This window comes from Pectobacterium versatile (assembly GCF_003932035.1).
Taxonomy (GTDB): domain Bacteria; phylum Pseudomonadota; class Gammaproteobacteria; order Enterobacterales; family Enterobacteriaceae; genus Pectobacterium; species Pectobacterium versatile.
In genome coordinates, this window is sequence record NZ_CP034276.1 from 956660 (window position 1) to 978014 (window position 21355).

The 21355-nt window shown below is 48.8% G+C and carries 21 protein-coding genes; 8 read left to right on the forward strand and 13 right to left on the reverse strand.

All coding sequences use genetic code 11. The features are described from left to right. Positions 1-2 precede the first annotated feature (2 nt). Positions 3-881, reverse strand: a complete 879-nt coding sequence (gene nadK / locus EIP93_RS04415; RefSeq protein WP_039491033.1) for an NAD(+) kinase — start codon at positions 879-881, stop codon at positions 3-5. 149 nt (positions 882-1030) lie between these two features. Between nadK and grpE the strand changes: the two genes are divergently transcribed. Together grpE and EIP93_RS04425 are read left to right on the forward strand one after the other, a co-directional pair. Further along, positions 1031-1618 (forward strand): nucleotide exchange factor GrpE, encoded by a 588-nt coding sequence (gene grpE / locus EIP93_RS04420; protein ID WP_039533923.1) that lies wholly within the window; start codon positions 1031-1033, stop codon positions 1616-1618. Between the two features lie 261 nt (positions 1619-1879). Then, positions 1880-3118 carry an Nramp family divalent metal transporter gene (locus EIP93_RS04425; RefSeq protein WP_029368458.1) on the forward strand — a complete coding sequence of 413 codons (1239 nt, stop codon included), beginning with the start codon at positions 1880-1882 and terminating at the stop codon, positions 3116-3118. A 44-nt stretch (positions 3119-3162) separates the two neighbouring features. Here EIP93_RS04425 and EIP93_RS22725 read toward each other — a convergent pair whose 3' ends face one another. The 6 genes from EIP93_RS22725 to EIP93_RS04450 form a co-directional block, all read right to left on the reverse strand. Then, on the reverse strand, positions 3163-3327 hold the full coding sequence (locus EIP93_RS22725; protein WP_158273694.1) for a hypothetical protein: 165 nt from the start codon (positions 3325-3327) through the stop codon (positions 3163-3165). A gap of 112 nt (positions 3328-3439) precedes the next feature. After that, the gene (locus EIP93_RS04430; protein WP_103972412.1) at positions 3440-3742 is read right to left on the reverse strand and encodes an immunity 53 family protein; all 303 of its coding nucleotides are present in this window, start codon (positions 3740-3742) and stop codon (positions 3440-3442) included. A 21-nt stretch (positions 3743-3763) separates the two neighbouring features. Next, on the reverse strand, positions 3764-4429 hold the full coding sequence (locus tag EIP93_RS04435) for a hypothetical protein (protein ID WP_103972411.1): 666 nt from the start codon (positions 4427-4429) through the stop codon (positions 3764-3766). Between the two features lie 104 nt (positions 4430-4533). Continuing rightward, the gene (locus tag EIP93_RS04440) at positions 4534-4764 is read right to left on the reverse strand and encodes a 2-hydroxymuconate tautomerase family protein (RefSeq protein WP_103972410.1); all 231 of its coding nucleotides are present in this window, start codon (positions 4762-4764) and stop codon (positions 4534-4536) included. 13 nt (positions 4765-4777) lie between these two features. Then, positions 4778-5944 carry an MFS transporter gene (locus EIP93_RS04445; RefSeq protein WP_116226862.1) on the reverse strand — a complete coding sequence of 389 codons (1167 nt, stop codon included), beginning with the start codon at positions 5942-5944 and terminating at the stop codon, positions 4778-4780. Between the two features lie 197 nt (positions 5945-6141). Beyond that, entirely contained in the window at positions 6142-7239 is a 1098-nt protein-coding gene (locus tag EIP93_RS04450; RefSeq protein ID WP_116226861.1) for a glycerol dehydrogenase, read from the reverse strand. Positions 7240-7610: 371 nt separating this feature from the next. On the opposite strand from EIP93_RS04450, the gene nudK reads away from it, so the two are divergent. From nudK to EIP93_RS04480, 6 genes are all read left to right on the forward strand, one after another. After that, positions 7611-8186, forward strand: a complete 576-nt coding sequence (gene nudK / locus EIP93_RS04455) for a GDP-mannose pyrophosphatase NudK (RefSeq protein ID WP_119880024.1) — start codon at positions 7611-7613, stop codon at positions 8184-8186. A gap of 400 nt (positions 8187-8586) precedes the next feature. Beyond that, the gene (locus EIP93_RS04460; protein ID WP_107332354.1) at positions 8587-9852 is read left to right on the forward strand and encodes an ABC transporter substrate-binding protein; all 1266 of its coding nucleotides are present in this window, start codon (positions 8587-8589) and stop codon (positions 9850-9852) included. A gap of 63 nt (positions 9853-9915) precedes the next feature. Further along, a complete protein-coding gene (locus EIP93_RS04465) occupies positions 9916-10797 on the forward strand; it encodes a carbohydrate ABC transporter permease (protein ID WP_039355562.1) in 882 nt (293 codons plus the stop codon). Between the two features lies 1 nt (position 10798). Further along, a complete protein-coding gene (locus tag EIP93_RS04470) occupies positions 10799-11611 on the forward strand; it encodes a carbohydrate ABC transporter permease (protein WP_103861341.1) in 813 nt (270 codons plus the stop codon). A gap of 36 nt (positions 11612-11647) precedes the next feature. Next, a complete protein-coding gene (locus tag EIP93_RS04475; protein WP_103972406.1) occupies positions 11648-12733 on the forward strand; it encodes an ABC transporter ATP-binding protein in 1086 nt (361 codons plus the stop codon). Between the two features lie 210 nt (positions 12734-12943). After that, positions 12944-14467: a glycosyl hydrolase 53 family protein gene (locus EIP93_RS04480; protein ID WP_125232334.1), complete on the forward strand. Its 1524-nt coding sequence runs from the start codon at positions 12944-12946 to the stop codon at positions 14465-14467. A gap of 84 nt (positions 14468-14551) precedes the next feature. Here EIP93_RS04480 and EIP93_RS04485 read toward each other — a convergent pair whose 3' ends face one another. The 6 genes from EIP93_RS04485 to EIP93_RS04510 all read right to left on the reverse strand — a co-directional run bounded on the left by EIP93_RS04485 (position 14552) and on the right by EIP93_RS04510 (position 21348). Beyond that, positions 14552-15583 (reverse strand): LacI family DNA-binding transcriptional regulator, encoded by a 1032-nt coding sequence (locus tag EIP93_RS04485; protein WP_125232335.1) that lies wholly within the window; start codon positions 15581-15583, stop codon positions 14552-14554. A gap of 276 nt (positions 15584-15859) precedes the next feature. Continuing rightward, positions 15860-16621, reverse strand: a complete 762-nt coding sequence (locus EIP93_RS04490) for an amino acid ABC transporter ATP-binding protein (protein WP_010302044.1) — start codon at positions 16619-16621, stop codon at positions 15860-15862. A 53-nt stretch (positions 16622-16674) separates the two neighbouring features. After that, on the reverse strand, positions 16675-17619 hold the full coding sequence (locus tag EIP93_RS04495) for an amino acid ABC transporter permease (RefSeq protein ID WP_125232336.1): 945 nt from the start codon (positions 17617-17619) through the stop codon (positions 16675-16677). Further along, positions 17616-18512 (reverse strand): ABC transporter substrate-binding protein, encoded by an 897-nt coding sequence (locus tag EIP93_RS04500; RefSeq protein ID WP_103943498.1) that lies wholly within the window; start codon positions 18510-18512, stop codon positions 17616-17618. Before EIP93_RS04500 ends, EIP93_RS04495 begins: the two co-directional genes overlap by 4 nt. Before the next feature lie 411 nt (positions 18513-18923). Next, complete coding sequence (gene licT / locus EIP93_RS04505; RefSeq protein WP_010302054.1) at positions 18924-19772, reverse strand: BglG family transcription antiterminator LicT; 849 nt, start codon at positions 19770-19772, stop codon at positions 18924-18926. Between the two features lie 148 nt (positions 19773-19920). After that, positions 19921-21348, reverse strand: a complete 1428-nt coding sequence (locus tag EIP93_RS04510; RefSeq protein ID WP_109225358.1) for a glycoside hydrolase family 1 protein — start codon at positions 21346-21348, stop codon at positions 19921-19923. Positions 21349-21355: the final 7 nt, after the last annotated feature.

Below are 21355 nucleotides of genomic sequence, written 5' to 3' on the forward strand. Positions count from 1 at the left end.
TTTTAGAATAATTTTTTTGACCAGCCGAGTTTTGAACTTAGTGTGTTGAAATAGCTGTAATTTTTCGGATGGATCAGATTCAGGTAATGTTCGCTGCGGCGAATCAGTACTTCTTCACCCTCTTGCACTGGCAGCGCAATCTGGCTGTCACAGCTGATCTCCAGATCGTTGGTAATGCAGGAAAATTTCAGCCGAATCGTGCTGCTGCTGTTGATGACCAGCGGGCGAGCGGACAGCGTATGCGGGAACATGGGCACCAGCGCAATCGCATCCAGAGACGGCGTCAGGATTGGGCCGCCAGCGGAAAGGGAATACGCGGTTGAGCCTGTGGGTGTGGCGATAATCAGGCCGTCTGAACGCTGAGAAAAGGCGAATTTGTCGTCAATATAGACTTCAAATTCAATCATATGTGCGACTTTTCCGGGGTGAAGCACCACTTCGTTAATGGCGGTACTGATGCTGTCGGGCTGGTTTACGCGGCAAACGTGCGCTTCCAGCATGAAGCGCTGCTCGCTCAGGTAATGGCCGTCAAGCACGTCAGAAAGCTGTTGCTGCGCATGGTCAGGATCGAGATCGGTCAGAAAACCGAGGTTGCCACGGTTTACGCCGATCACCTTGATGTCATAGCGCGACAGCACACGTGCCGCGCCGAGCATGTTGCCGTCACCGCCGACGACAACCGCCAAATCCGCCTGCTGGCCGATGTCGGCAAGGCTACCGGTCGGCGCATCTTTCAGATTCAGTTCACGGGCGATCTGTTGCTCGATCAGAACCGAGTAACCTTTGTCGGTGAGCCAGTGATAAAGCATCTCATGCGTTGCCAGCGCCGTTGGGTGGCGCGGATGGCCGACAATGCCAATACAATTAAACGGCCTGTTCATTGTAAGCGGTGTGTTCATTGCTGTTTTTGTCCTCAGCGTGGTGTATCGGCAGCGGCTGGAACCAATATGTGACTGGTTCCCTTGAATCCCCGATTTTGATCCCCATAATAAGCAACTAGCGAGATTAATGCTAAACCGCGGAGAATTTCATGAGTAGTAAAGAACAGAAAACGCCTGACGAGCAAGTCCTGGATCAAAAGGAAGCAGCAAAAGGGCAGCAAGCGGATGCCACGCCAGAGACGGCAGACGTAGCTGACCCGCGTGATGCGCGCATCGCCGAACTGGAAACCCAGTTGAGCGAACTGCAACAGCGCGAACGTGACAATATGCTTCGCGTCCGTGCTGAAGCCGATAACATTCGCCGCCGTGCGGAAATGGATGTTGAGAAAGCGCATAAATTTGCGGTAGAAAAATTTGCCAGCGAAATGCTGCCAGTTATCGACAATCTGGAACGTGCGCTGGATACGGCGGACAAGGCCAATGAATCACTGGCTGCAATGATTGAAGGTGTCGAACTGACGCTGAAATCGCTGCTGGATGCCGTGCGTAAATTTGGCATCGAGGTTGTGGGTGATGTGGGCGTACCGTTTAACCCAGAAGTGCATCAGGCGATGACGATGCTACCTTCGGCCGATCACCAGCCGAACCACGTCATGATGGTCATGCAAAAAGGCTATACGCTGAACGGCCGTTTGCTGCGTCCGGCGATGGTTGCGGTATCAAAAGCACAAGACTGATACACGCACCCTATTTACAACGTAGCTTTATTCCGAACCCCGTGCCACCGCATGGGGTTTTTTGTTTATATGCCCCGTCATACTGAATTATTTAGTGTACATTTTGTTAAGATTTGTTTGATAAAAAAGATGTTTTTTAGGTTTTGAATGACTCATCATCATTAGCTATCAAAAGAATTGGTATTACCACTCTAAATGCACTTGATAATCATTATCATTTTTGTGAGAGTAATAAGACACCAGTGTTAGAAGGGTCATACTATGCCGGGTAGCCGTGTTATTGAGTCAACAAGCCGTACATCAAGGAAGGTTAAACTTTCTTTGATGGGCCCGGCGTTTATCGCGGCAATTGGTTATATCGATCCGGGTAACTTTGCCACTAACATCCAGTCTGGCGCGGCCTATGGCTATACGCTGCTGTGGGTGGTGGTGTGGGCGAACCTGATGGCGATGCTGATCCAACTGTTGTCCGCCAAATTGGGGATCGCAACGGGCAAGAACCTGGCGGAACATATCCGCGATCGCTTTCCGCGCCCAGCCGTTTGGGCGTATTGGGTGCAGGCCGAAATTATTGCGATGGCGACCGATCTGGCCGAGTTTATCGGTGCGGCGATTGGTTTCAAGCTGCTATTGGGCGTGTCGCTGCTGGAAGGCGCGATCCTCACTGCCATTGCCACCTTCCTGATTCTCATGCTGCAACAGCGCGGGCAAAAGCCGCTGGAGATGGTCATTGGCGGCCTGCTGCTGTTTGTGGCGGCGGCGTATATTGTCGAATTGGTCTTCTCTCAGCCGGAGTTGTCCGCATTAGCCAAAGGCATGGCAATCCCAAGTCTGCCTACCTCCGATGCCGTGTTGCTGGCCGCGGGTGTGTTGGGGGCGACCATTATGCCGCATGTGATTTACCTGCACTCTTCCCTGACGCAGCATGAGGGCAACCATACTCGTGCCGAACGTTATTCGGCAACGAAAGTCGATGTCGCGATTGCGATGACCATCGCCGGATTCGTCAATTTGGCGATGATGGCAACGGCCGCGGCGGCGTTCCATTTCAGCGGCAATCAGGATATTGCCGATCTGGATAAAGCCTACCTCACGCTGGAGCCGCTGCTGGGTAAAGCCGCCGCGGTCATTTTCGGTCTGAGTCTGGTGGCGGCGGGTCTGTCTTCTACCGTTGTCGGTACGCTGGCGGGGCAGGTGGTGATGCAAGGATTCGTGCGTTTCCATATTCCACTCTGGGTACGTCGCACGGTGACAATGTTGCCATCGTTTATCGTGATTCTGTCCGGTATGGATCCGACGCGCGTGCTGGTGTTGAGCCAGGTTGTGCTGAGCTTCGGGATTGCGCTGGCGCTGGTTCCCTTGCTGTCCTTCACCGGCAACCGTGAATTAATGGGAACGATGGTGAACGGCAAATGGGTACAGCGCATCGGCCAACTCATTGTGGTGCTGGTGGTTTCCCTGAATATGTATCTGCTGATTGATACGATGTTGGGGATATAATTCTGGGGGAGCGGCACATTTCTCTCTACCGAAATTGTGCCACGTTATTGATCCAGCGTGGCCTTACCAACATAGTGTGGCCCTTCCCATAGCGTCCATTCGCCGATGCAAGAAAGTGTTTCAAGTTGCTCTGCGGAAGCGATAACAGTGACGGTGGCTGAGGTTGTTTCTCCGGAGGTGATTTCACCGTCAAAATGAAATTGCCCCATAAAATATGCTCCGCTGATCGGGTCTTTATGGTTAGGTCGATAGCCAGAGCGGCAGGGTGAGCGTCTTATTGATTCAGCGGCTAAACATAGCCTTACTTTAAACTCAGCGGTTTTATGTTTTACCATCACGACACCAGTTCAGAAAAACGCTTAACAGTTCGGCCAGATTACTGACGCCGCAAAAGCCAATAAATTGCAGATTTTCCGTTTTGCAAAATATCCAGTCGCTGCCTTCTGAATGTGCACTACGACTTAGAGATGTAAAAGGCTTATCAGCAAGTGAGGTTTCAGCCAGATCTATTTTTACTCTCCAGCCTGGGTTGTCCAGTGTATCGATGCTAATGCCGAATGCGTGCTCCCACTTCCCGTTACACTGCGCCTGATACCACCGTTGAATCTCCTGTAACTCGTTCATTAATCATTGTCTCATGAGTATTCAATATGGGGTTTCTTCATGGTTTGCTGGTGTTTCAGCATCGGGAAAGATTTCCTGTAATTCCACTCGCTTGCAGATGACAAATCCAGAATCAAACAGTAATGCTTTAACGTCACTTTTCATTTCAACGGATGGAACGAAGCGGGTTGTAAGTACGCTGGATAACGCTTCTTGATAAGCATCCAGTAAGGGTTTAGGCCCTTGCGCGAGTAATCCATTGCCATTATTGCCAAATGTCGGCTCGTCCTGATGCCGATAAGCGTTGATATAGCGGCTCATCGGGCGCCAGTCGTTGAGAATACGTGTGTGAACACTCCAAACTCGCCCAAGTAGTTCGTAGCTTGATGCTGCTGCTGTGGTGGAATAGTACAACCCACCTCTCGGCGCGTTGTAGTCCCACAATAGTGGATGCTGATCGGTAAAGGTCAGCTCGCCTGAACTAGCAGGTTGAATGTCATGTTCGACAACGCCACAACAGCAAATAATAAAATGACGAAGATAAGATTCAGGTGGTTCACAGTACACTGAGCAATGGTTCTGCTCGTCATAACGCCAGTTATCACAGCAAAAATGGATCGTTAGTGTATTTGTGCTGGTGTACTGCACGCTGGAAATATAGCCATTTAAGTCGTCGTACAGCGCATCGGCTAACTGTTCAATATCCATATTTTTTATCCTTTAAGCTGCGGACTCCCAGAGGAAGTGCAGGTATTCCTGTTCATATTCGGCAAATACGGATATCAGCATAAACGCATTGCGGTTAAACATGGTTAATCCATATCAGATTTATCGGAAGGTTTCCCTACAGCCTTCCTCAACTCCGTCACTGGCACGCCGCCGATCCCCCAGTTGTCCGTTTCAACTTCATCAATCACGACCACGGTGGTTTTCGGGTTCTTATTTAGCACATCGACCAGCAACTGGGTGACGCCTTCAATCAACTGACGCTTTTGTTCAGCGGTGACGCCTTCATTGGTGATTTTGATGTTGACGTATGGCATAGGTTCTCCGGGATTAGGGTAGTGGTCGACGGTAGGGGAAGCAGAGCCCTGCCGCGATAAAAAGTGCTGCTGCGCTACACAGGATCGCTGGCGCGACAGCGTTGGTATTCGTCAGGGCGCTGGTGAGCAGTGGGCCAAGGATCTGACCTATGCCGTAAGTGAGCGTCACCAGCCCAAGCAGGTTGATGCCGTGCGGGGCGCGTAGCCGCTTGGCTAATGGCATCACCAGCGAGGTGGTTCCCATAAAAGTAGCACCAAAGCCGAGACAGCTGAATATCAATGCCACAGGGGAGTGGCTGAATAGCGTCAACAGGACGCAGCTTCCCTGAATCAGCAGGTTTGCCGTCAGGCAGGGTAAGGTTCCCCAGCGGCTGGCGGCCCATAGCCAGAAAAAACAGCCGGGAATAACCGCCAGTCCAACCAACGACCATAAATGCAGGGATAAACGCGGTATGCCGAGCGACGTCACCATAAGCGGTAGATAGGTGGCGATGATGATATACCCGAAGCCTGCGAGGCCGTACAGCAGCGAGAGCCGCCGCCAGCCAAGGTGCGGTGGTTCATCGACATTGACCATGTGTTGCTGCACTACGGTTGATTTATGCGGTGCAAGGATGAGTAAGGCGATCAGAAGTAGCGCGGCGATCAGCGCCGCCCCCCACCACAATGGCTCGGCGGTGAGGGCGTACTGCCGTCCGATGATGATGTATTCATTGCCTAACACGATTCCTACGCCAACCCCAGCATAGAGCGAAGCGATAACGCGAACATGCCTTGTGTGGTGCAAAATAGTCAAAGAACCGAAGATCATCATCGCCGCGCTGGCGATCCCGGCAATGAAGCGAATGATCATGACCAGCGTTGTATGAGTGGTCAGAGCCATCGCGAAGAGCAAAATGCCCGTTACGGCCGCGGCGATAAACAGCAGGAACACCGGTTGATCGGTTGAGGCGCGACGGCTGAAAGAGAAAAACAGACTGCCGAACAGGTAACCGGCGTAGTTTGCGCTGGCAATATAGGAAAGCTGACCGAAAGTGAAGCTGCCTTCCTCCAGCATCACGGGTAGCATCGGCGTATACAAAAAGCGCCCAAGTCCCATGCCTAATGCCAGCACGATCGTCCCGAAAAGGGCAAGCGTCAGCGTATCCGATAGCGCGATAAGGCGAGGGCGTTTCGTCATTCGATGGCTCAGGGTCGAGAGAGTGTGTCGTTATCCTGCCCGTTTTCTCATCAAATGAAAGTGAATAGTAATGAGTAGGTTGATGACGCAGAGAGAACGTTTTCTGGCAGGAATACGGCGAGAGGTGTGCCTGTTATGTCAAGCCCGGCTCCATTGCGCAGATCTCGCTGGAGTCGGGCTTTTTAGCGCGGCTGCGGTTAACTAATCGTTTTACTGAATGCATCGACGGCGACAATGGCGTGGGCGACATCTTCTGCCGTTAAACTGCTATCCAGATTTTTCAAGGTATCGGCATCACTGCATGCCAGTTCACCCACTTTGACCAGATTCTCAAACGACTCATTTTCCAGATGCAGATCTTTTAGCAACGTGGGCATGTTAATCGCGCGGTAGAAACGAATGTAGCGTGCGATTTCCTCGTCAGGACGTTGCTCCAACACCATATGTGTCAGCGTGCCGTAGGCGACTTTTTCCCCGTGGGTGAGGTGGTGAATATCGCCCTTGATCGCGGTAAAGCCGTTGTGAATAGCGTGAGCACCCGCCAGTCCGCCATTCTCGAAGCCCAGGCCGGAAAGTAGCGTGTTGGCTTCCACCACGGATTCTACCGCTGGCGTCACCACACCTTTTTCTACCGCTTTGTAAGCACTGTAACCGTAGGTTAGCAGCGTTTTTTCGCAGGTTTCGGCAATCGCCATGCCTGCCAGCGTAGGTTTACCGCCCAGCATCGAAAGTGCGTGAGAGCGCAGAACCGCCTGCGCTTCGACAAAGGTTGCCAGCCCATCGGCAATGCCGGAGGCGAACAGGCGTGCGGGGGCCTGCGCGCACACGGCGGTATCGACTAGCACCAGATCAGGGTTCTTATCGTAAAAGCGGTAGGACTCAAACACGCCTTCGTCGGTGTAGATGACGGACAGCGCGCTGCACGGTGCATCCGTTGACGCCACCGTAGGGACGATAGCGACATTGTGTTTCAGCTCGTCGGCGACAGCTTTCGCGGTATCCAGCGTTTTACCACCGCCTAACCCGACGACAATGTTTGTGCCCGCGTCGCGCGCCAGCTTGGCAAGGCGGGTGATTTCGTTGCTGGATGCCTCACCGTTAAAACGTTCGTAATGGTGACCGATGCTTGCCTGTTTGAGAGACGCATCAACGCGCTGGCCGATAATGTCCCAAACAATGCCGTCCGCCATCAGAAATGCTTTCGTTCCCAGCGGCTTGAGTTGTTCACCCAGTTCATCCAGCACGCCGCGACCCTGAACATATTTTCTAGGTGAAGAGAAAATGAAATGGCTCATGTTATCTACCTCGATGATGTGGTTTGAGAAGTGATGCGGTATTGAATTCGAGTGAATCATGGAAGGCGGTTGCGGTAGCGCGTCATGGGAATTGACGGTGGTGATGGGGAAAACGAAAGCGCAGCGCGACTTCCTGAAACGTGACTGATTTAAGGTATAGCATAGTCGATAAACGACAGAGGGACGAAAAGAGTGGAATAGTCGTAATGGAGTAATCAATATAAATCATGTGGTTAACCTGTTTTTTTCGCCATGAATTTCGTTTAATACATGCCTTCTTATCCGTTTATGCTGTGGTTAAAAGGGGATATGATGAATCGCGTTGTTATATAAACGAGTCTTCCCTCCACATCGATCACTGAGGTGTTTGCATGTCGTCTCCCATTGATATCGTCGAAAAGAAGCTGCTATCCGATAATTGGTACATTCTGAATAAATATACTTTTGATTTAAAAAGAAATAATGGCGGCATCGTTCGCCAGGTTCGTGAAGTCTACGACCGTGGTGATGGCGCGACGATTCTGCTGTACAACCGGGCGAAAGGCACGGTGATTCTGACACGACAATTCCGTATTCCCACCTACGTGAACGGCAACGAAAGCGGCATGCTGCTGGAAACCTGCGCCGGTTTGCTGGACGACCATTCGCCTGAAGAGTGCATCCGTAACGAAGCAATCGAAGAAACCGGCTATGCGATCGGCAACGTGGAAAATCTGTTCTATGCCTACATGTCGCCGGGCAGCGTGACGGAACGCGTGTACTTTTTCGCGGCAGAATACGATGAGTCGCTGCGCGATAATCCGGGCGGCGGCGTGGAAGATGAAGATATCGAGGTGCTGGAGTTGCCGTTCAGCGAAGCCGTCGCGATGATGAACGATGGCCGGATTAAAGACGGCAAGACCATCATGCTATTACAGCACGCGATCATTCGCGGCTGGTTTGCCTAGGCGTCAGCGTATTTTATGGCACACGGGCATCGACGTGTGCCGCTTGATTTGCCGTGGTAACGTTTTCATTTTTGGGTAATACCGTGATGGCGGTGTGATTATGACTAATACTATCGGAGTAAAATTTTTATTTATTTTCTTATGATGGGTTTTTTACTTATATTTCAATGTAATAAAATTATTTTAGGTTGATTTTTAATCTGTTTTATCGATCGGATATGGGTTTTTTATAAGGAAATTTTTCCTAAATTTTTTGTATTGAGATCGAATATTTAGTTATTTCTCTCCTTGTTGTGTGACCCGTATCACTGGATTAAAGAATGTAAGCGGTGTAACTCGTTGCTTCATTATGCAGTAACTCATATTCTCTCTTTACAAAAAGTAAAGAAGGACTGCTCTGATGAAGATCAAGAATAAAGTATCTACCCTATTTGCAGTTTCATTCCTCACGTTGGGCTTATCGAGTCACAGCCTGGCTGCTGAAGTCACCGTATGGGCCTGGGATCCTAACTTCAATGTTGCGGCAATGCATGAAGCCTCTTCGATATATACAAAAGCCGATCCAAGTTTTAGTCTGAAAGTGATCGACTCAGGTAAAGAAGATATTGAGCAGAAACTAAATACCATGTTGGCTTCTGGTGTTAAAAATGCGCTGCCTGATATTGTGCTTATTGAAGATTATAATGCGCAGAAATATCTTCAGGCTTATCCTGATTCGTTTATCCCATTGCAGGATGCTATTGATTATAGCCAGTTTGCACCTTATAAAACGAAAGTGATGACGGTAGGGAATAAGGTATACGGTGTTCCTTTTGATTCCGGCGTGGCGGGAATGTTCTATCGACTCGATTATCTGGAAGCTGCCGGATATAAAGAGAGCGATATGGTGAACATTACCTGGGATAAATATATTGAAATCGGTAAGCAGGTAAAAGCGAAAACCGGCGTTGATATGCTGACCTACGACATGAACGATGTGGTTCTTCCCCATATTATGATGCAGTCCGGTGGTGAATGGTTCTTCGATAATCAAGGCCAGCTCAATCTCACCAAAAACAATGCACTGAAAGAAACGTTAAAAACGATTAAAGCGATTAATGACGCGAAAATTGTGCGGCCTATCTCTGGCTGGTCGAGCTTTGTGGGGAGTTTTAACGCTGGGAAATCAGCGAGTGTGGTTTCCGGCGTATGGGTGATTGGCTCCATTAAAAGTGCCGAAGATCAGAAAGGAAAATGGCGTGTTGCGCCGATTCCTCGGTTAAATCTCGACAAAGCGGTACATGCTTCCAATCAGGGAGGGTCGAGCTGGTATGTCTTAAAAGGTGGCAAAAATACTAAACAGGCGATTGAATTTTTGCAGAAAACCTTTGCGGCAGATAGCAATATGTATCAAACCCTTTTGGTTGATCGCGGTGCGCTTGCCACCTTCCTTCCTGCCACTTCCGGCCCGGCTTACGCAGTAAAGGATCCGTTCTTTGGCGGTCAGCCCGTCTTTGCTGATTTTTCTAAATGGGTGACTGAAATTCCACAGGTCTCCTATGGCATGTATACCCAAGAAGTTGATAACGCCATTGCCGCTGAAATACCTGCATTACTGAAAGGCGATTCTGTTGATGACGTTTTAAAACGTGCCGAAACTACATTAAAAAATCAGATTATGCAGTAGCGAGTGTGAGCTTGAGGGCGGCAAGCCCTCAAGTATTTCTCTCCAGAAATCGATGGTGTGATAATGATGTATAAACCTAAAATGAATAGGCTTTATAACATCAACGGCTGGGCCTTTGTCGCTACGGCTGTTGGGTTGATTGCCTTAATGACGATATACCCTATTTTCAAATCACTTTGGCTCTCTTTTCAGTCTGGCCGTGGCGTGGTGACACAATTTGTTGGCCTGGGAAATATCATTCGTTTATTTAATGATCCTATGTTTAAAACGGCGCTTTGGAACACATTAACCTTTCTGGTTATCCAAGTGCCCATTATGATTTTGCTATCATTAGCGATTTCTTCTTGCCTGAATTCGTCTCAACTTAAATATCGTCAATGGTTTAGAATAGCTATATTTTTACCCTGCGTCACTTCGCTGGTTGCCTACTCTATTCTTTTTAAAAGTATGTTTGAGCTGGACGGCGTGATTAACTCATTCCTGATGTTTATTCATGTTATTGACGATCCGATTCCGTGGCTGTCCGATCCTTTTTGGGCAAAGGTGACGATTATTATTGCGATTACATGGCGTTGGACGGGATATAATATGATCTTTTATCTTTCCGCTATGCAGAACATTGATAAGTCAATTTATGAGGCCGCCAGAGTCGATGGTGTCAGCCCCATTAAGCAGTTTTTCTTTATCACTATACCATTACTGAAACCGGTGATTCTTTTTACCAGTGTGACATCAACCATTGGCACATTGCAGCTGTTTGATGAAGCGATGAATATCACGAATGGTGGTCCGGCAAATGCGACGCTGACGTTATCACTTTATATTTATAACTTGTCGTTCAAATTTGTGCCTAACTTTGGTTATGCGGCAACGGTTTCGTACGTGATTGTTGTTTTCTCAGCAATACTGGCGCTGATTCAATTTAAAGCGGCACGGAAGGGATAATATGAGAAAAAGTAAAATTAACAGCATACTGATGCATGTTTTTCTCGTGTTGATGAGCATTTTTTCGCTTTTCCCTTTCTACTGGATGGTGGTATCGAGCACGAATAGCACCAGCCAAATCAACATGGGGAAATTCACGTTTGGCGATCAGCTAGTGGTCAACTTTACCAATCTGACGAGTCAGGTGGATCTGTCATTAATATTTTGGAATACATCAAAAATTGCGTTGATTAGCACGGTGTCAACGCTTGTGGTGTGCTCTATCGCAGGCTATGCGTTTGAGATTTATTCCAGTAAAAACCGCGAGCGTGTCTATGTCGCACTGTTAACGACGATGATGATTCCGTTTGCGGCATTAATGATCCCGCTCTTCACCATGTTTGGTAAGGCTGGCTTACTGGATACACACTTTGCCGTTATTATGCCAACGGTGGCTGGGGCATTTATTATTTTCTACTTTAGGCAATGTACTAAAACATTTCCGAGGGAGCTGATAGACGCTGCGCGCGTGGAAAGCGTCGCTGAGTGGAAAATTTTCCTGTATGTCTACGTGCCGATTATGCGTGCCAGCTATTCTGCTGCTTTTATTATTGTTTTCATGACGTCATGGAATGCCTTTCTCTGGCCGCTTATTGTCCTTCAGTCTAATGAATTAAAGACGATTAATCTGGTGCTATCCAGTTTTGCTTCCGCTTACTCGCCAGATTTCGGATTGATTATGGTTGGAACGGTGATTTCTACACTTCCCAGTTTACTTATCTTCTTTGCCATGCAGAAGCAATTTATCGCCAGCATGACGGGCGCGGTAAAGTAATACGCTCTCAATGAAAAATTAAAGTTTGAGGTTCACATGGCTGATATTTTACTAAAAAATATAGTGAAACGTTACGATAAGACGGAAACGATCCATCGTATCAATCTTGAAATTAATTCTGGCGAGTTTGTGGTATTCGTTGGCCCGTCGGGATGTGGTAAATCGACGTTGCTGAGAATGATCGCTGGGTTGGAAGAGATAACGGATGGCGAAATTCATATTGATAACCGCTTAGTGAACCATTTCGATCCCGCAGAGCGAGGGATTGCGATGGTGTTCCAATCTTACGCGCTGTACCCGCATATGACAGTGGCTGAAAATATGGGGTTTGGGCTAAGAATGAATGGGCACCCCAAAGCCGAAGTGGAAAAAATGGTGCGAAAGGCGGCAATGACGCTCCAGCTCGAAGCATTGTTGGATCGCACACCGAAACAGCTCTCTGGCGGTCAGCGGCAGCGCGTTGCGATTGGGCGAGCCATTGTGCGCGATCCTAAAGTGTTCTTATTTGATGAACCCTTATCGAACCTCGATGCTGAATTACGTGTGGAAATGCGTTTACAGATCGCCCGGCTGCACCAGGAAATGCGTAATACCATGATTTATGTGACGCACGATCAAGTGGAAGCAATGACGCTGGCGGATAAAATCGTGGTACTAAACAAAGGTGACATTGAGCAGGTCGGCACGCCAATGGAGTTATACCATAAGCCAGAAAATCTTTTTGTCGCTGGCTTTATCGGTTCGCCAAACATGAATTTTCTACCCGGTGAAGTGATACAGGTCGAAGGAAATAACGTGAGTATATTGATCAATACGCTCAATACACTTTCCGTTTATGTTGCCAATCACGGGCTGCAAATCGGACAAAAGATTACCGTGGGTATTCGGCCTGAACACCTGAGCATTGATCCAAATGGCGGTGATGTCAGCCTGTCAATCAATAGTGAGGTAACCGAAAGGCTGGGTAATGCCACGTATATTTTTGGTGCTTATTCTGGCGTTAATCATTTCAAGGTACATTTGTCGGGTGACAACAGTATTGTTCCCTACTCAACGATTCCGCTTACGTGCCGTAGTGAACATCTGCATTTTTTTGATGAAAATGGAAAACGAATTAATTAAAAAATAACGGCCTGTAATGATGAAATTTGCTCCATAAAATATATGACGTAAAGGGAATAGTCATGAAGTTAACCAAGCAGCGATGAAAATTGGCTGCTTGGTTTTTTATGTAAAATTTATTTTTATAAATATCGACCTCTATTTTTGAATCTGTACCTGGGTATTTATGTAATAAATACTTTTTAAGCGTGTTACCTCAAGGAGAAATGAATGAAAAAGAATAATTATTCAGGAATCATCTCTGTATTGTTAATGCTGTTTATCGGGTTCATGTCAGCCAATCTGGCGAAAGCGGCGCAGCCGTTTGCTTATGGCGCGGATATTGGCTGGGTAAAACAGTTGGAAGATCGCGGAGTCACCTGGCGTGACGATGCTGGCGCTCAGCGTGATGTATTACAGATATTGCGCGATCACGGCATAAACGCGGTGCGACTACGTATTTTCGTTAACCCCGATCCCAGTGCGTTATGGCATAAAGATAATACGACCTGGACGATGCTCGGCTATACGGATAAAACCCGCGTGGTGGATGCCGCGCAGCGCGCCAAAGCGATGGGAATGCGCGTCATGGTGGATTTCCACTACAGCGATGTTTTCGCAGATCCTGGCCATCAAATAAAGCCAGCCGCGTGGGCGAATTACAATCTTGGTCAATTAACGACGGCCGTTTATAACCATACACATGAGGTGATGACTGCGCTCATTGCCGCTGGCGTGACGCCGGAATGGGTGCAGGTTGGTAACGAAATGAACCCCGGAATTTTACTACCGGAAGGCAGCACAAGCCGATTTGCCAATTTAACGCAGCTACTGAATGCGGGCTATGATGCGGTTAAAGCAGTCAGCCCTTCTTCCAAGGTGATCAGCCATTTGGCGCATGGGAATAATAATTCGAATGCTCGCTGGTTTTTTGACAATTTCCTCACAACGTATGGTGGGAAAACCGATGTGATTGGTTTTTCATTCTATCCCCATTGGGAGGGGAAAAACTATTGGGAGCTCACTGGTGCTCTGGCTAGCAGTCTTAATGATATGGCGAGCCGGTATGGTAAGGAAGTCATGGTTGTTGAAGTCGGCGGTTTGGAGACCAACCCGACAGACAGCTACTGGACTATCAAAGATACCATTAATCTTGTTAAAGCCGTGCCGGGGAATAAAGGGATTGGGGTTTTTTATTGGGAACCTGCGGGTAATGCCAGTGTGTTGCCGGATGGCTACGCATTAGGTGCGACAACACGAGTTTCAGCCAATGTATTGCAGTTTACCCGAGCACTGGACGCGTTTGCCGAATCGCAAATCAATTTCGTCAACGGCACCCGCTATAAAATCGTTAATCGACACAGTAGTAAATCGCTGAATGTCGTAGCGGGATCGCATGAGGATAGCGCATTCCTTGAGCAATATACGGATGGTAACTGGGACAGCCAGCGTTTTTATTTTAATGCGATAGGCAATGGTTACTTCAATATCGTGAATGTGAATAGCGGAAAATATATCGATATTACTTCCAGCGCCAATGAAGATGGCGCGCAGATTCTCCAAATGTATAACACCGGCCATTTTAGTCAGCAATGGCTGATTTTGGATGCCGGAGATGGCTATTATAAAATTCTGAATAGAAATAGCGGAAAGCTACTGGATATCAGTAGTCGTTCGACAGAGAACGGCGCGGCAGGTATTCAATGGCATGATAACGGGGGATGGAATCAGCTGTGGAAAATTACCGCTAATTGACGCTCTCTGGCCGCGTAACTTTCTTACGTGGCCGCTTTATTTGCAAAGGTAATAAATAGAAGGGCGGTATTATGAGCGACATGGCTACGGATTGTTAAGCGTAAAACTTTCGCGCCAGACCATCTCATAGCCCAGTTGTACGTGTTTCTTGTAATAGCGTCCCGCTACCAATTCTAAAAACAGATCGACGGCGGCCTCACCCATTTCAGCGGGGTAGAGTCGCATGGTGGTCAGGCTTGGGTTGAGGTGTTGGGCGGTAGGAATATCATTCATGCCAATCACTTTGATTTGCTTAGGGATGGAAATGCCTTTTTCTTGCAGCGCGCGGTAGACACCAATAGCGATAATATCTGTTGCGGCGAACACAACATCGGGCCACTCTTTTTGTTGCAGCAATTCATTCATCGCCTGATAGCCGGACTCAATACAGAATAGCTGGCTAACCTTACATCGTGATTCGTGATAGATACCGTGTTCTTTTGTTATTTCTTGAAATACATGCAACCGGCTCTCATTGTTCCCTATAAATGCAGGGCGCTGAGCACCGCTATTAACGATGTAATGCAATACCTCGCGTGCTGCTGCTTCCCGGTCGAAAAGCACGGCATCACATTTTTTATCGAGGGGGGCTGAGTCGATAAAAATCAGATTCTTATTTAATGCGTAAATTAAGGCGATATCGTTATCGCTAAAGTGACCAACACAAATGATGGCCTGTGCCTGAGCTAAGGTATTGCTATTGGATGATAAATTTGTGGTGAATATATTTCGCAACGAAATATTAAAATCATGGCAGCGGTTTTCAATGCCAATACGCATTGCGGTGAAATAAGGATCGTTGAGTTCTTCTGAAGGCGTAAGAAAGTGGACGACGGCGAGATTTAATAAATTATCGTTATCCATTTTGAAATGGGAGCGTACAACAATGGCGTTCTCTGACTTTTTTTTCTGCTGTTTACGCTGTGTGGGCGATAAATATTCCAGTTCGTGGGCAATTTTCTTGATGAGTTGACGCTTTTCTTTGGTGACCGACAGACTGGGATCGTTATTAAGCACGCGAGAAACGGTTGATGCTGCCACCCCTGCTTTTTGGGCGATATCTCTAATCGTTGTCACAAAAAATGTCCATAATTTTTCTATGAGACTGATACTAGCGAATGCTTAATTAATTTAAAACGCTAATTATTCAAAAGTACGGTTAAATCTTCAGAAGTGCGACGAGGTCACTTACCCACAGCCGTAATATCCTCAATAATTCGAATTACGTGACAAAACCGTTCGTTTTGAACGCCGCTTGCGGCAGCCTTTCAGGAAGCTCGGCCATGAGCCGAGTATTGCCAACGCACAAGCAGCTTGAAGTATGACGGGCATAAATAGCAGAGCATGCCCTAATCACAGCACGGTTGAGAAAAAGGCCTGCGTACGACGGTTTTGTGGGGCGTCCAGCACCTGTCTGGCGGGGCCGGTTTCGACAATTCGGCCGTTTTCCATAAACACGATGTTATCGGCGATCTCACGGGCGAAGCCGATCTCGTGCGTGACGATGACCATCGTGATACCAGAATGTGCCAGCTTCTTAATGACCTGAAGCACTTCACCAACCAGTTCCGGATCTAATGCCGAGGTGGGTTCGTCAAAGAGCATCACCTGCGGATTCATGGCGAGGGCGCGGGCAATCGCGACCCGCTGCTGTTGGCCGCCGGAAAGCTGGTGCGGCCAATCGTCGGCTTTCTCCGCGAGTCCAACCTGTCGCAGCAGCGAATATGCCTGATCGAGTACCTCCTGCCGTTCACGTTTTTTAACGCGCAGCGGGGCATCGCTCACGTTTTGCAGCACGGTACGGTGAGGGAACAGGTTAAAGTGTTGAAACACCATGCCCATTTTGCTGCGCTGGGCTGCGACCTGTTTGTCACTCAATTCATAGAGCCGATGGCCTTTCTGCCGATAGCCAACCAGCGTGTCGCCAACGCAAATGGTGCCGCCATCGAGTTTTTCCAGGTGGTTAATACAGCGCAGCAGCGTGGATTTACCCGCACCAGATGGACCCAGAATAGCAGTGACCGATCCGGCCTCCATCTGCAAATCGATGTCATCTAAAATCAGGTTTCCCGACAGGAATTTACGCACGTTTCGCAGTGTGATGGGCTCACCCATAGTTGCCTTTCCTTCATCATTCATTGAGAGCACGACTTTGCTTGCTCGCCGATTCAGGTGCTGGGGGACTCGCTGGGCTGCTGCCGATTCGCTGGCTGGGCGCGTTGGGTAGGCCTTGCAGCACGCGGTTTACGGTTTCTGCCTGGCTTGCTGCGCTTGAGCGTGGAACGGCCGAAATAGCGTTCAACATAGTATTGGCCGACAGAGAGCACGGAAGTCAGCAGCAGATACCAGATAGTGGCAACCAGCAGTAGCGGGATGACTTCATAGGTCCGCTGATAAATGATCTGTGCCGAATACAGCACATCCTGAAGCGAAATCACGGAAACCACCGCCGTGGTTTTCAGTTGACCGATGACCTCGTTGCCCGCAGGAGGCAGGATGGCGCGCATTGCCTGCGGCAAAACGGTGTAGAAGAATATCTGCGGTTTACGGTATCCCAGCGCGCGGGCTGCTTCTAACTGACCAGGGTTGACGCTTTGAATGCCAGCACGAACGATTTCCGCTGCATAGGCAGACTGGTGCATGACCAGCGCCAGCACGGCGGCATTAAACGGGCTGATGAGCGTATTGCCGGGAACGCTGAAAAGTTCGCCGACAAACGGCAGCGAGAGCGAAATCGTCGGGTAGAGCGCGGCAATGTTATACCAGAGAAACAGCTGCACCAGCGTCGGGACGCCACGGAAGAACCAGGTGTAGCCCCAACTGACTGCCACCAGCACCGGGTTGCTGGACAGGCGCATCAGCGCCAGTATCGTGCCGCCGCCAAATCCCAACACCACCGAAATGGCGGTCAGTTTCAACGTCATGATGACGCCCTGAAGAATGGAGTCCTCGGTAAAACTTTCCACAACGACCCGCCATTCAAAACGGGGATTGTTCAGCACGGAATGGGCGATAGCGCCTAACAGCAGCAGAACCAGCAGGGCGCTGATCCAGCGCCCGTAGTGTCGGTTGGCAACGATGTGCAGTTCCTGCTGCGGTGAGGGAGTACTCATCCGAAGATCTCTGCGTTACGTTTCGCCTCGGGGACTGCGCCGTAGCCGATGTCCCACTTATCCAAAATCTTCTGGTAGGTGCCATCTTTAATCAGCGAATTCAGCGCCGCCTGAACCGCGTCTTCCAGAGCAGAGTCTTTAGGGAACGCAATCGAAACGGGCGCATCGTTAACGGCGATATCACCGCTGATGGTCAGCCGTTTTACCTGACTCACCTGATAGCGTAGTCCTTCATAAGGGCCGAAGAACAGCGGTACGCGCCCGCTGATCACCGCCTGTACGCCTGATGGACGATCCGGGAAGATCGCGATTTTGATCGCGTCTTTTTGTTCTGCGACGCACTGCTTGTCGGCTTCCTGCAAGCGCAGTAGCTGAGTGGTACCCGCTCCCGCCCCAACTTCTTTACCGCACAGCACGCTGAGGGAGGTAAAAGGCGCGACGTTAGCGTCTTTCAGGGAAATGATGGCCAGTTTTGATGCGTTGAAATAGCCGATGAAATCGATTTGCTCAAGGCGCTTTGGCGTCGCATTGATGTTCGACAGCGCCACATCGTAACGGCCTGATTTCAGACCGGGGATGATGTTGTCGAACCCGCCGGTATCGTTCCAGTTCACCGGCACGCCCAACCGGTCGCCAATCGCATTCATGATATCGATCTCGCGGCCTGCCAGCGTTTTATTATCTTCCTGATAAAAGGTGGTTGGCGGCGTATTGGGGTTGGTGCCTGCAACGATAAAGCCTTTTTGCAGTACAGTCTCTGGCACTTTGGCTTTTAAGGCGGCATCGGACTGAACCTGGAAGGTGCGAGTGGTGGGGACATTTTGATCGGCAGAAAAGGCCGACGGTAATACGCTAAGCATAAGTAATGGAAAGGCAAACAGAGGTTTTTTCATTGTTTTTACCTGGGTTAACTAACATGCCTTTCTTCATAAGACATGAAAAATAAATGGGTTTTTCTTATCAAAAGAAAAGGGCTTATGCGGTATGTGATTTGCCAAATGGCATTTTTTGACACCTTTTCTCTTTTAATCGTCAGGGTAAAACAGGACAAATAAAAAAAGGTTATAAGTTATAAGCGAGCGATTTTGTTACTTTTGTTATTGGATTACGGGAGGGTGGAATGGATTTTTTACTATGATAAACAGAATGATGGCGTTTATTTTGTTATTCACTTGACTGGGATGAAGGCTAAAGAATAAATATCGCAAAGCAAAGGCAAACAGAACATATACCCGAAAGGTTACCGGTGATAATGGCAGAAATCTTGCCCAATAGCGGCGTTTCGCCTGGCTATTGGGAAGGGGTTATTTTTCCGGTGTGATGCGGACGATATGAATGATCAGGTACAGCATTTCATCGTTAGAAATGTCGATATTGAGCAGGTTGTGAATATAGTCTTTGATCAGTCGACTGCACTTATAGGCATCAGGGTATTCTTTGGTGACTTGCTCAAAAATAAAGTCATCATTTGAATGAATCAGGCTATTTTCCAACAGACGCTGAATAAAGAATTGCATGTGCGTCAGAAAACGGGAGTAATTAATCGACTCTTTATCAATCACGATATGGAAGTTGTACTGGATGATATTAAAGATATCTTTCAGCATCTTGACCGACTGGAGCGTGTTTTCCATATTCTGGACGTCGGTTTGGGCGTTGACCAAATGAAACGCGATATTGCCTGCTTCCTCTTCGGGTAATTCCAGCTTCATCTGCTGGTTGATGTCGTTAAGCGCTCGCGAGGCAATCGCGAATTCCTGCGGATAAAACCGCTTTACCTCGTAAAGCAGACGATTTTGTATGCTGATGCCTTTGCGATAGCGCTCAATCGCAAAGCTGATATGGTCGATCAGCGTAAAAAAGACCTGCTCGCTCAAGCGACCATGAAGCTGCCGGTTCGCATCATCAATAATCTTATTCACGATGTGAACATATTCTTCCCCAACGTGCTCAATCAGACGAGCAAATTCGCGTGGCGATGTACCATCCTTGAGAATAAAGGTCTTCTCAATTTTGGCCGGATCGAGAATATCGCCGGTCTTGCTGTTAAAGCCGATTCCTTTCCCCATAACAATGATTTCGTTGTTATCTGCATCGGAAGATAACACCAGGCTATTGTTCAGTATTTTTATTGCTTTTATCGGTTCAGCCATCATGCGTTTCTTGAGTGATTCAGTGGGAAAGTCAGTGAGATAAGCCTGCCCCCTAATTTGTCACGTTGCGGGAAATAGGCTTCCTGCAACGTGACATATCCGGTGTCGTGCTCATCCCCGTTTTAACAACGTTTACTGGATATCGGTATCACGGGACGCTGGGAAATAAGCGCGCTCCATTTGATTCTATGACACCTTGATACCAGTAAAAACTTTTCTTTTTGATGCGGCGCAGATCTTTCAGATCGAATTCGTCGCGGTTCACGTAAATAAACCCGTAGCGCTTACCGTAGCCCTGATGGGTGCTGACCACATCGATCGCCGACCACGGACAATAGCCAATAAGATCAACGCCATCGCTGATGGCGAGCTGCATTTGTTCAATATGGCGGGCAATAAAATCGATGCGATATTGATCGTCGATTGTACCGTCGGCCTCAAGCTTATCCGGCGCGCCCATGCCGTTTTCCGTAATCAGGATCGGCAGATGATAGCGCTCGTAAGTTTTCCGCAGCGTTAAGCGTAAGCCAACGGGATCAATCACCCAGCCATAAGGTGTTTTATCAACGTGCGGGTTTTCCGCTGCGCGATAGACGCCGGGTTCGCCCAGCATGATTTGCTGATCGCCCGCGCGGGCGCTGACATCAGACGCATCGCCTTTGCTGGCGGCAATGGTGGCGGTGGAGTAATAGTTGATTGCCACGTAGTCGGGCTTTCCTGACTGTAGGATATCGTCATCGCCAGGTAATGTTTCCGGTGCCAGACCGCGATCTTCCAGATAACGCCAGGCCAGCGCGTTGTAGCGGCCGTGCACGGCAACATCCAGAAAACTCCAGCAGCGCAGCGTTTCCCAGTTGTGTGCGGCGATAGCATCTTCCGGTTTGCTGGTGGCCTGATACATAGACGTGGTGTTGATCGCCGGGCCAATCAGGCCATTGGGCGCGAGTTCGTGACACAAGGCCATGACCTGAGCCTGCGCCAACATCATGTGGTGGTTTTGTTGATACAGCACTTTTTTAGACGGTAACACGCCACCTTCCGGCAGGCCAATCGCGCCGGGATGCAGAATCATGGTGTTCTGCTCATTAATCGTCAGCCAATATTTTACCTTGTCGCCGAAGTGGGTAAACAGCGTGCGGGCGTAGTGAACAAAGGCATCAATCGTGGCGCGATTCTGCCAGCCGCCTTGTGCCTCAAGGCAATAAGGCAAATCGAAATGGTAGAGCGTGACGACGGGTTCGATATTGTGCGCGTTCAACTCATCAATCAGATTGTTGTAAAACGCGATACCCAGCGGATTGATAGCACCGGTGCCATCGGGAAGAATACGTGTCCAGGCGATAGAGAAGCGATAGGCCTTTAAGCCCAGCTCCGCGAAAAGCTGCACATCTTCTTTAAATCGATGGTAGTGATCGCTGGCGACGGTGAAGTCGGCAGTGTTTTCCGGGTGCTGGCATTGATCAATGATCGACGGGCTTTTCCCATCGGCCTGCCAGCCACCTTCAACCTGATAAGCCGACGTCGACGCTCCCCACAGAAAACCTGCCGGGAAGTGTTTTTGCTGTTGATAGTGCATATTTTTC

Bases quoted from the DNA above. Each gene is read 5' to 3' on its own strand.
- nadK (WP_039491033.1), bottom strand. From the start codon at position 881: ATGAACAGGCCGTTTAATTGTATTGGCATTGTCGGCCATCCGCGCCAC.
- grpE (WP_039533923.1), top strand. From the start codon at position 1,031: ATGAGTAGTAAAGAACAGAAAACGCCTGACGAGCAAGTCCTGGATCAA.
- EIP93_RS04425 (WP_029368458.1), top strand. From the start codon at position 1,880: ATGCCGGGTAGCCGTGTTATTGAGTCAACAAGCCGTACATCAAGGAAG.
- EIP93_RS22725 (WP_158273694.1), bottom strand. From the start codon at position 3,327: ATGGGGCAATTTCATTTTGACGGTGAAATCACCTCCGGAGAAACAACC.
- EIP93_RS04430 (WP_103972412.1), bottom strand. From the start codon at position 3,742: ATGAACGAGTTACAGGAGATTCAACGGTGGTATCAGGCGCAGTGTAAC.
- EIP93_RS04435 (WP_103972411.1), bottom strand. From the start codon at position 4,429: ATGGATATTGAACAGTTAGCCGATGCGCTGTACGACGACTTAAATGGC.
- EIP93_RS04440 (WP_103972410.1), bottom strand. From the start codon at position 4,764: ATGCCATACGTCAACATCAAAATCACCAATGAAGGCGTCACCGCTGAA.
- EIP93_RS04445 (WP_116226862.1), bottom strand. From the start codon at position 5,944: ATGACGAAACGCCCTCGCCTTATCGCGCTATCGGATACGCTGACGCTT.
- EIP93_RS04450 (WP_116226861.1), bottom strand. From the start codon at position 7,239: ATGAGCCATTTCATTTTCTCTTCACCTAGAAAATATGTTCAGGGTCGC.
- nudK (WP_119880024.1), top strand. From the start codon at position 7,611: ATGTCGTCTCCCATTGATATCGTCGAAAAGAAGCTGCTATCCGATAAT.
- EIP93_RS04460 (WP_107332354.1), top strand. From the start codon at position 8,587: ATGAAGATCAAGAATAAAGTATCTACCCTATTTGCAGTTTCATTCCTC.
- EIP93_RS04465 (WP_039355562.1), top strand. From the start codon at position 9,916: ATGATGTATAAACCTAAAATGAATAGGCTTTATAACATCAACGGCTGG.
- EIP93_RS04470 (WP_103861341.1), top strand. From the start codon at position 10,799: ATGAGAAAAAGTAAAATTAACAGCATACTGATGCATGTTTTTCTCGTG.
- EIP93_RS04475 (WP_103972406.1), top strand. From the start codon at position 11,648: ATGGCTGATATTTTACTAAAAAATATAGTGAAACGTTACGATAAGACG.
- EIP93_RS04480 (WP_125232334.1), top strand. From the start codon at position 12,944: ATGAAAAAGAATAATTATTCAGGAATCATCTCTGTATTGTTAATGCTG.
- EIP93_RS04490 (WP_010302044.1), bottom strand. From the start codon at position 16,621: ATGGGTGAGCCCATCACACTGCGAAACGTGCGTAAATTCCTGTCGGGA.
- EIP93_RS04495 (WP_125232336.1), bottom strand. From the start codon at position 17,619: ATGAGTACTCCCTCACCGCAGCAGGAACTGCACATCGTTGCCAACCGA.
- EIP93_RS04500 (WP_103943498.1), bottom strand. From the start codon at position 18,512: ATGAAAAAACCTCTGTTTGCCTTTCCATTACTTATGCTTAGCGTATTA.
- licT (WP_010302054.1), bottom strand. From the start codon at position 19,772: ATGGCTGAACCGATAAAAGCAATAAAAATACTGAACAATAGCCTGGTG.
- EIP93_RS04510 (WP_109225358.1), bottom strand. From the start codon at position 21,348: ATGCACTATCAACAGCAAAAACACTTCCCGGCAGGTTTTCTGTGGGGA.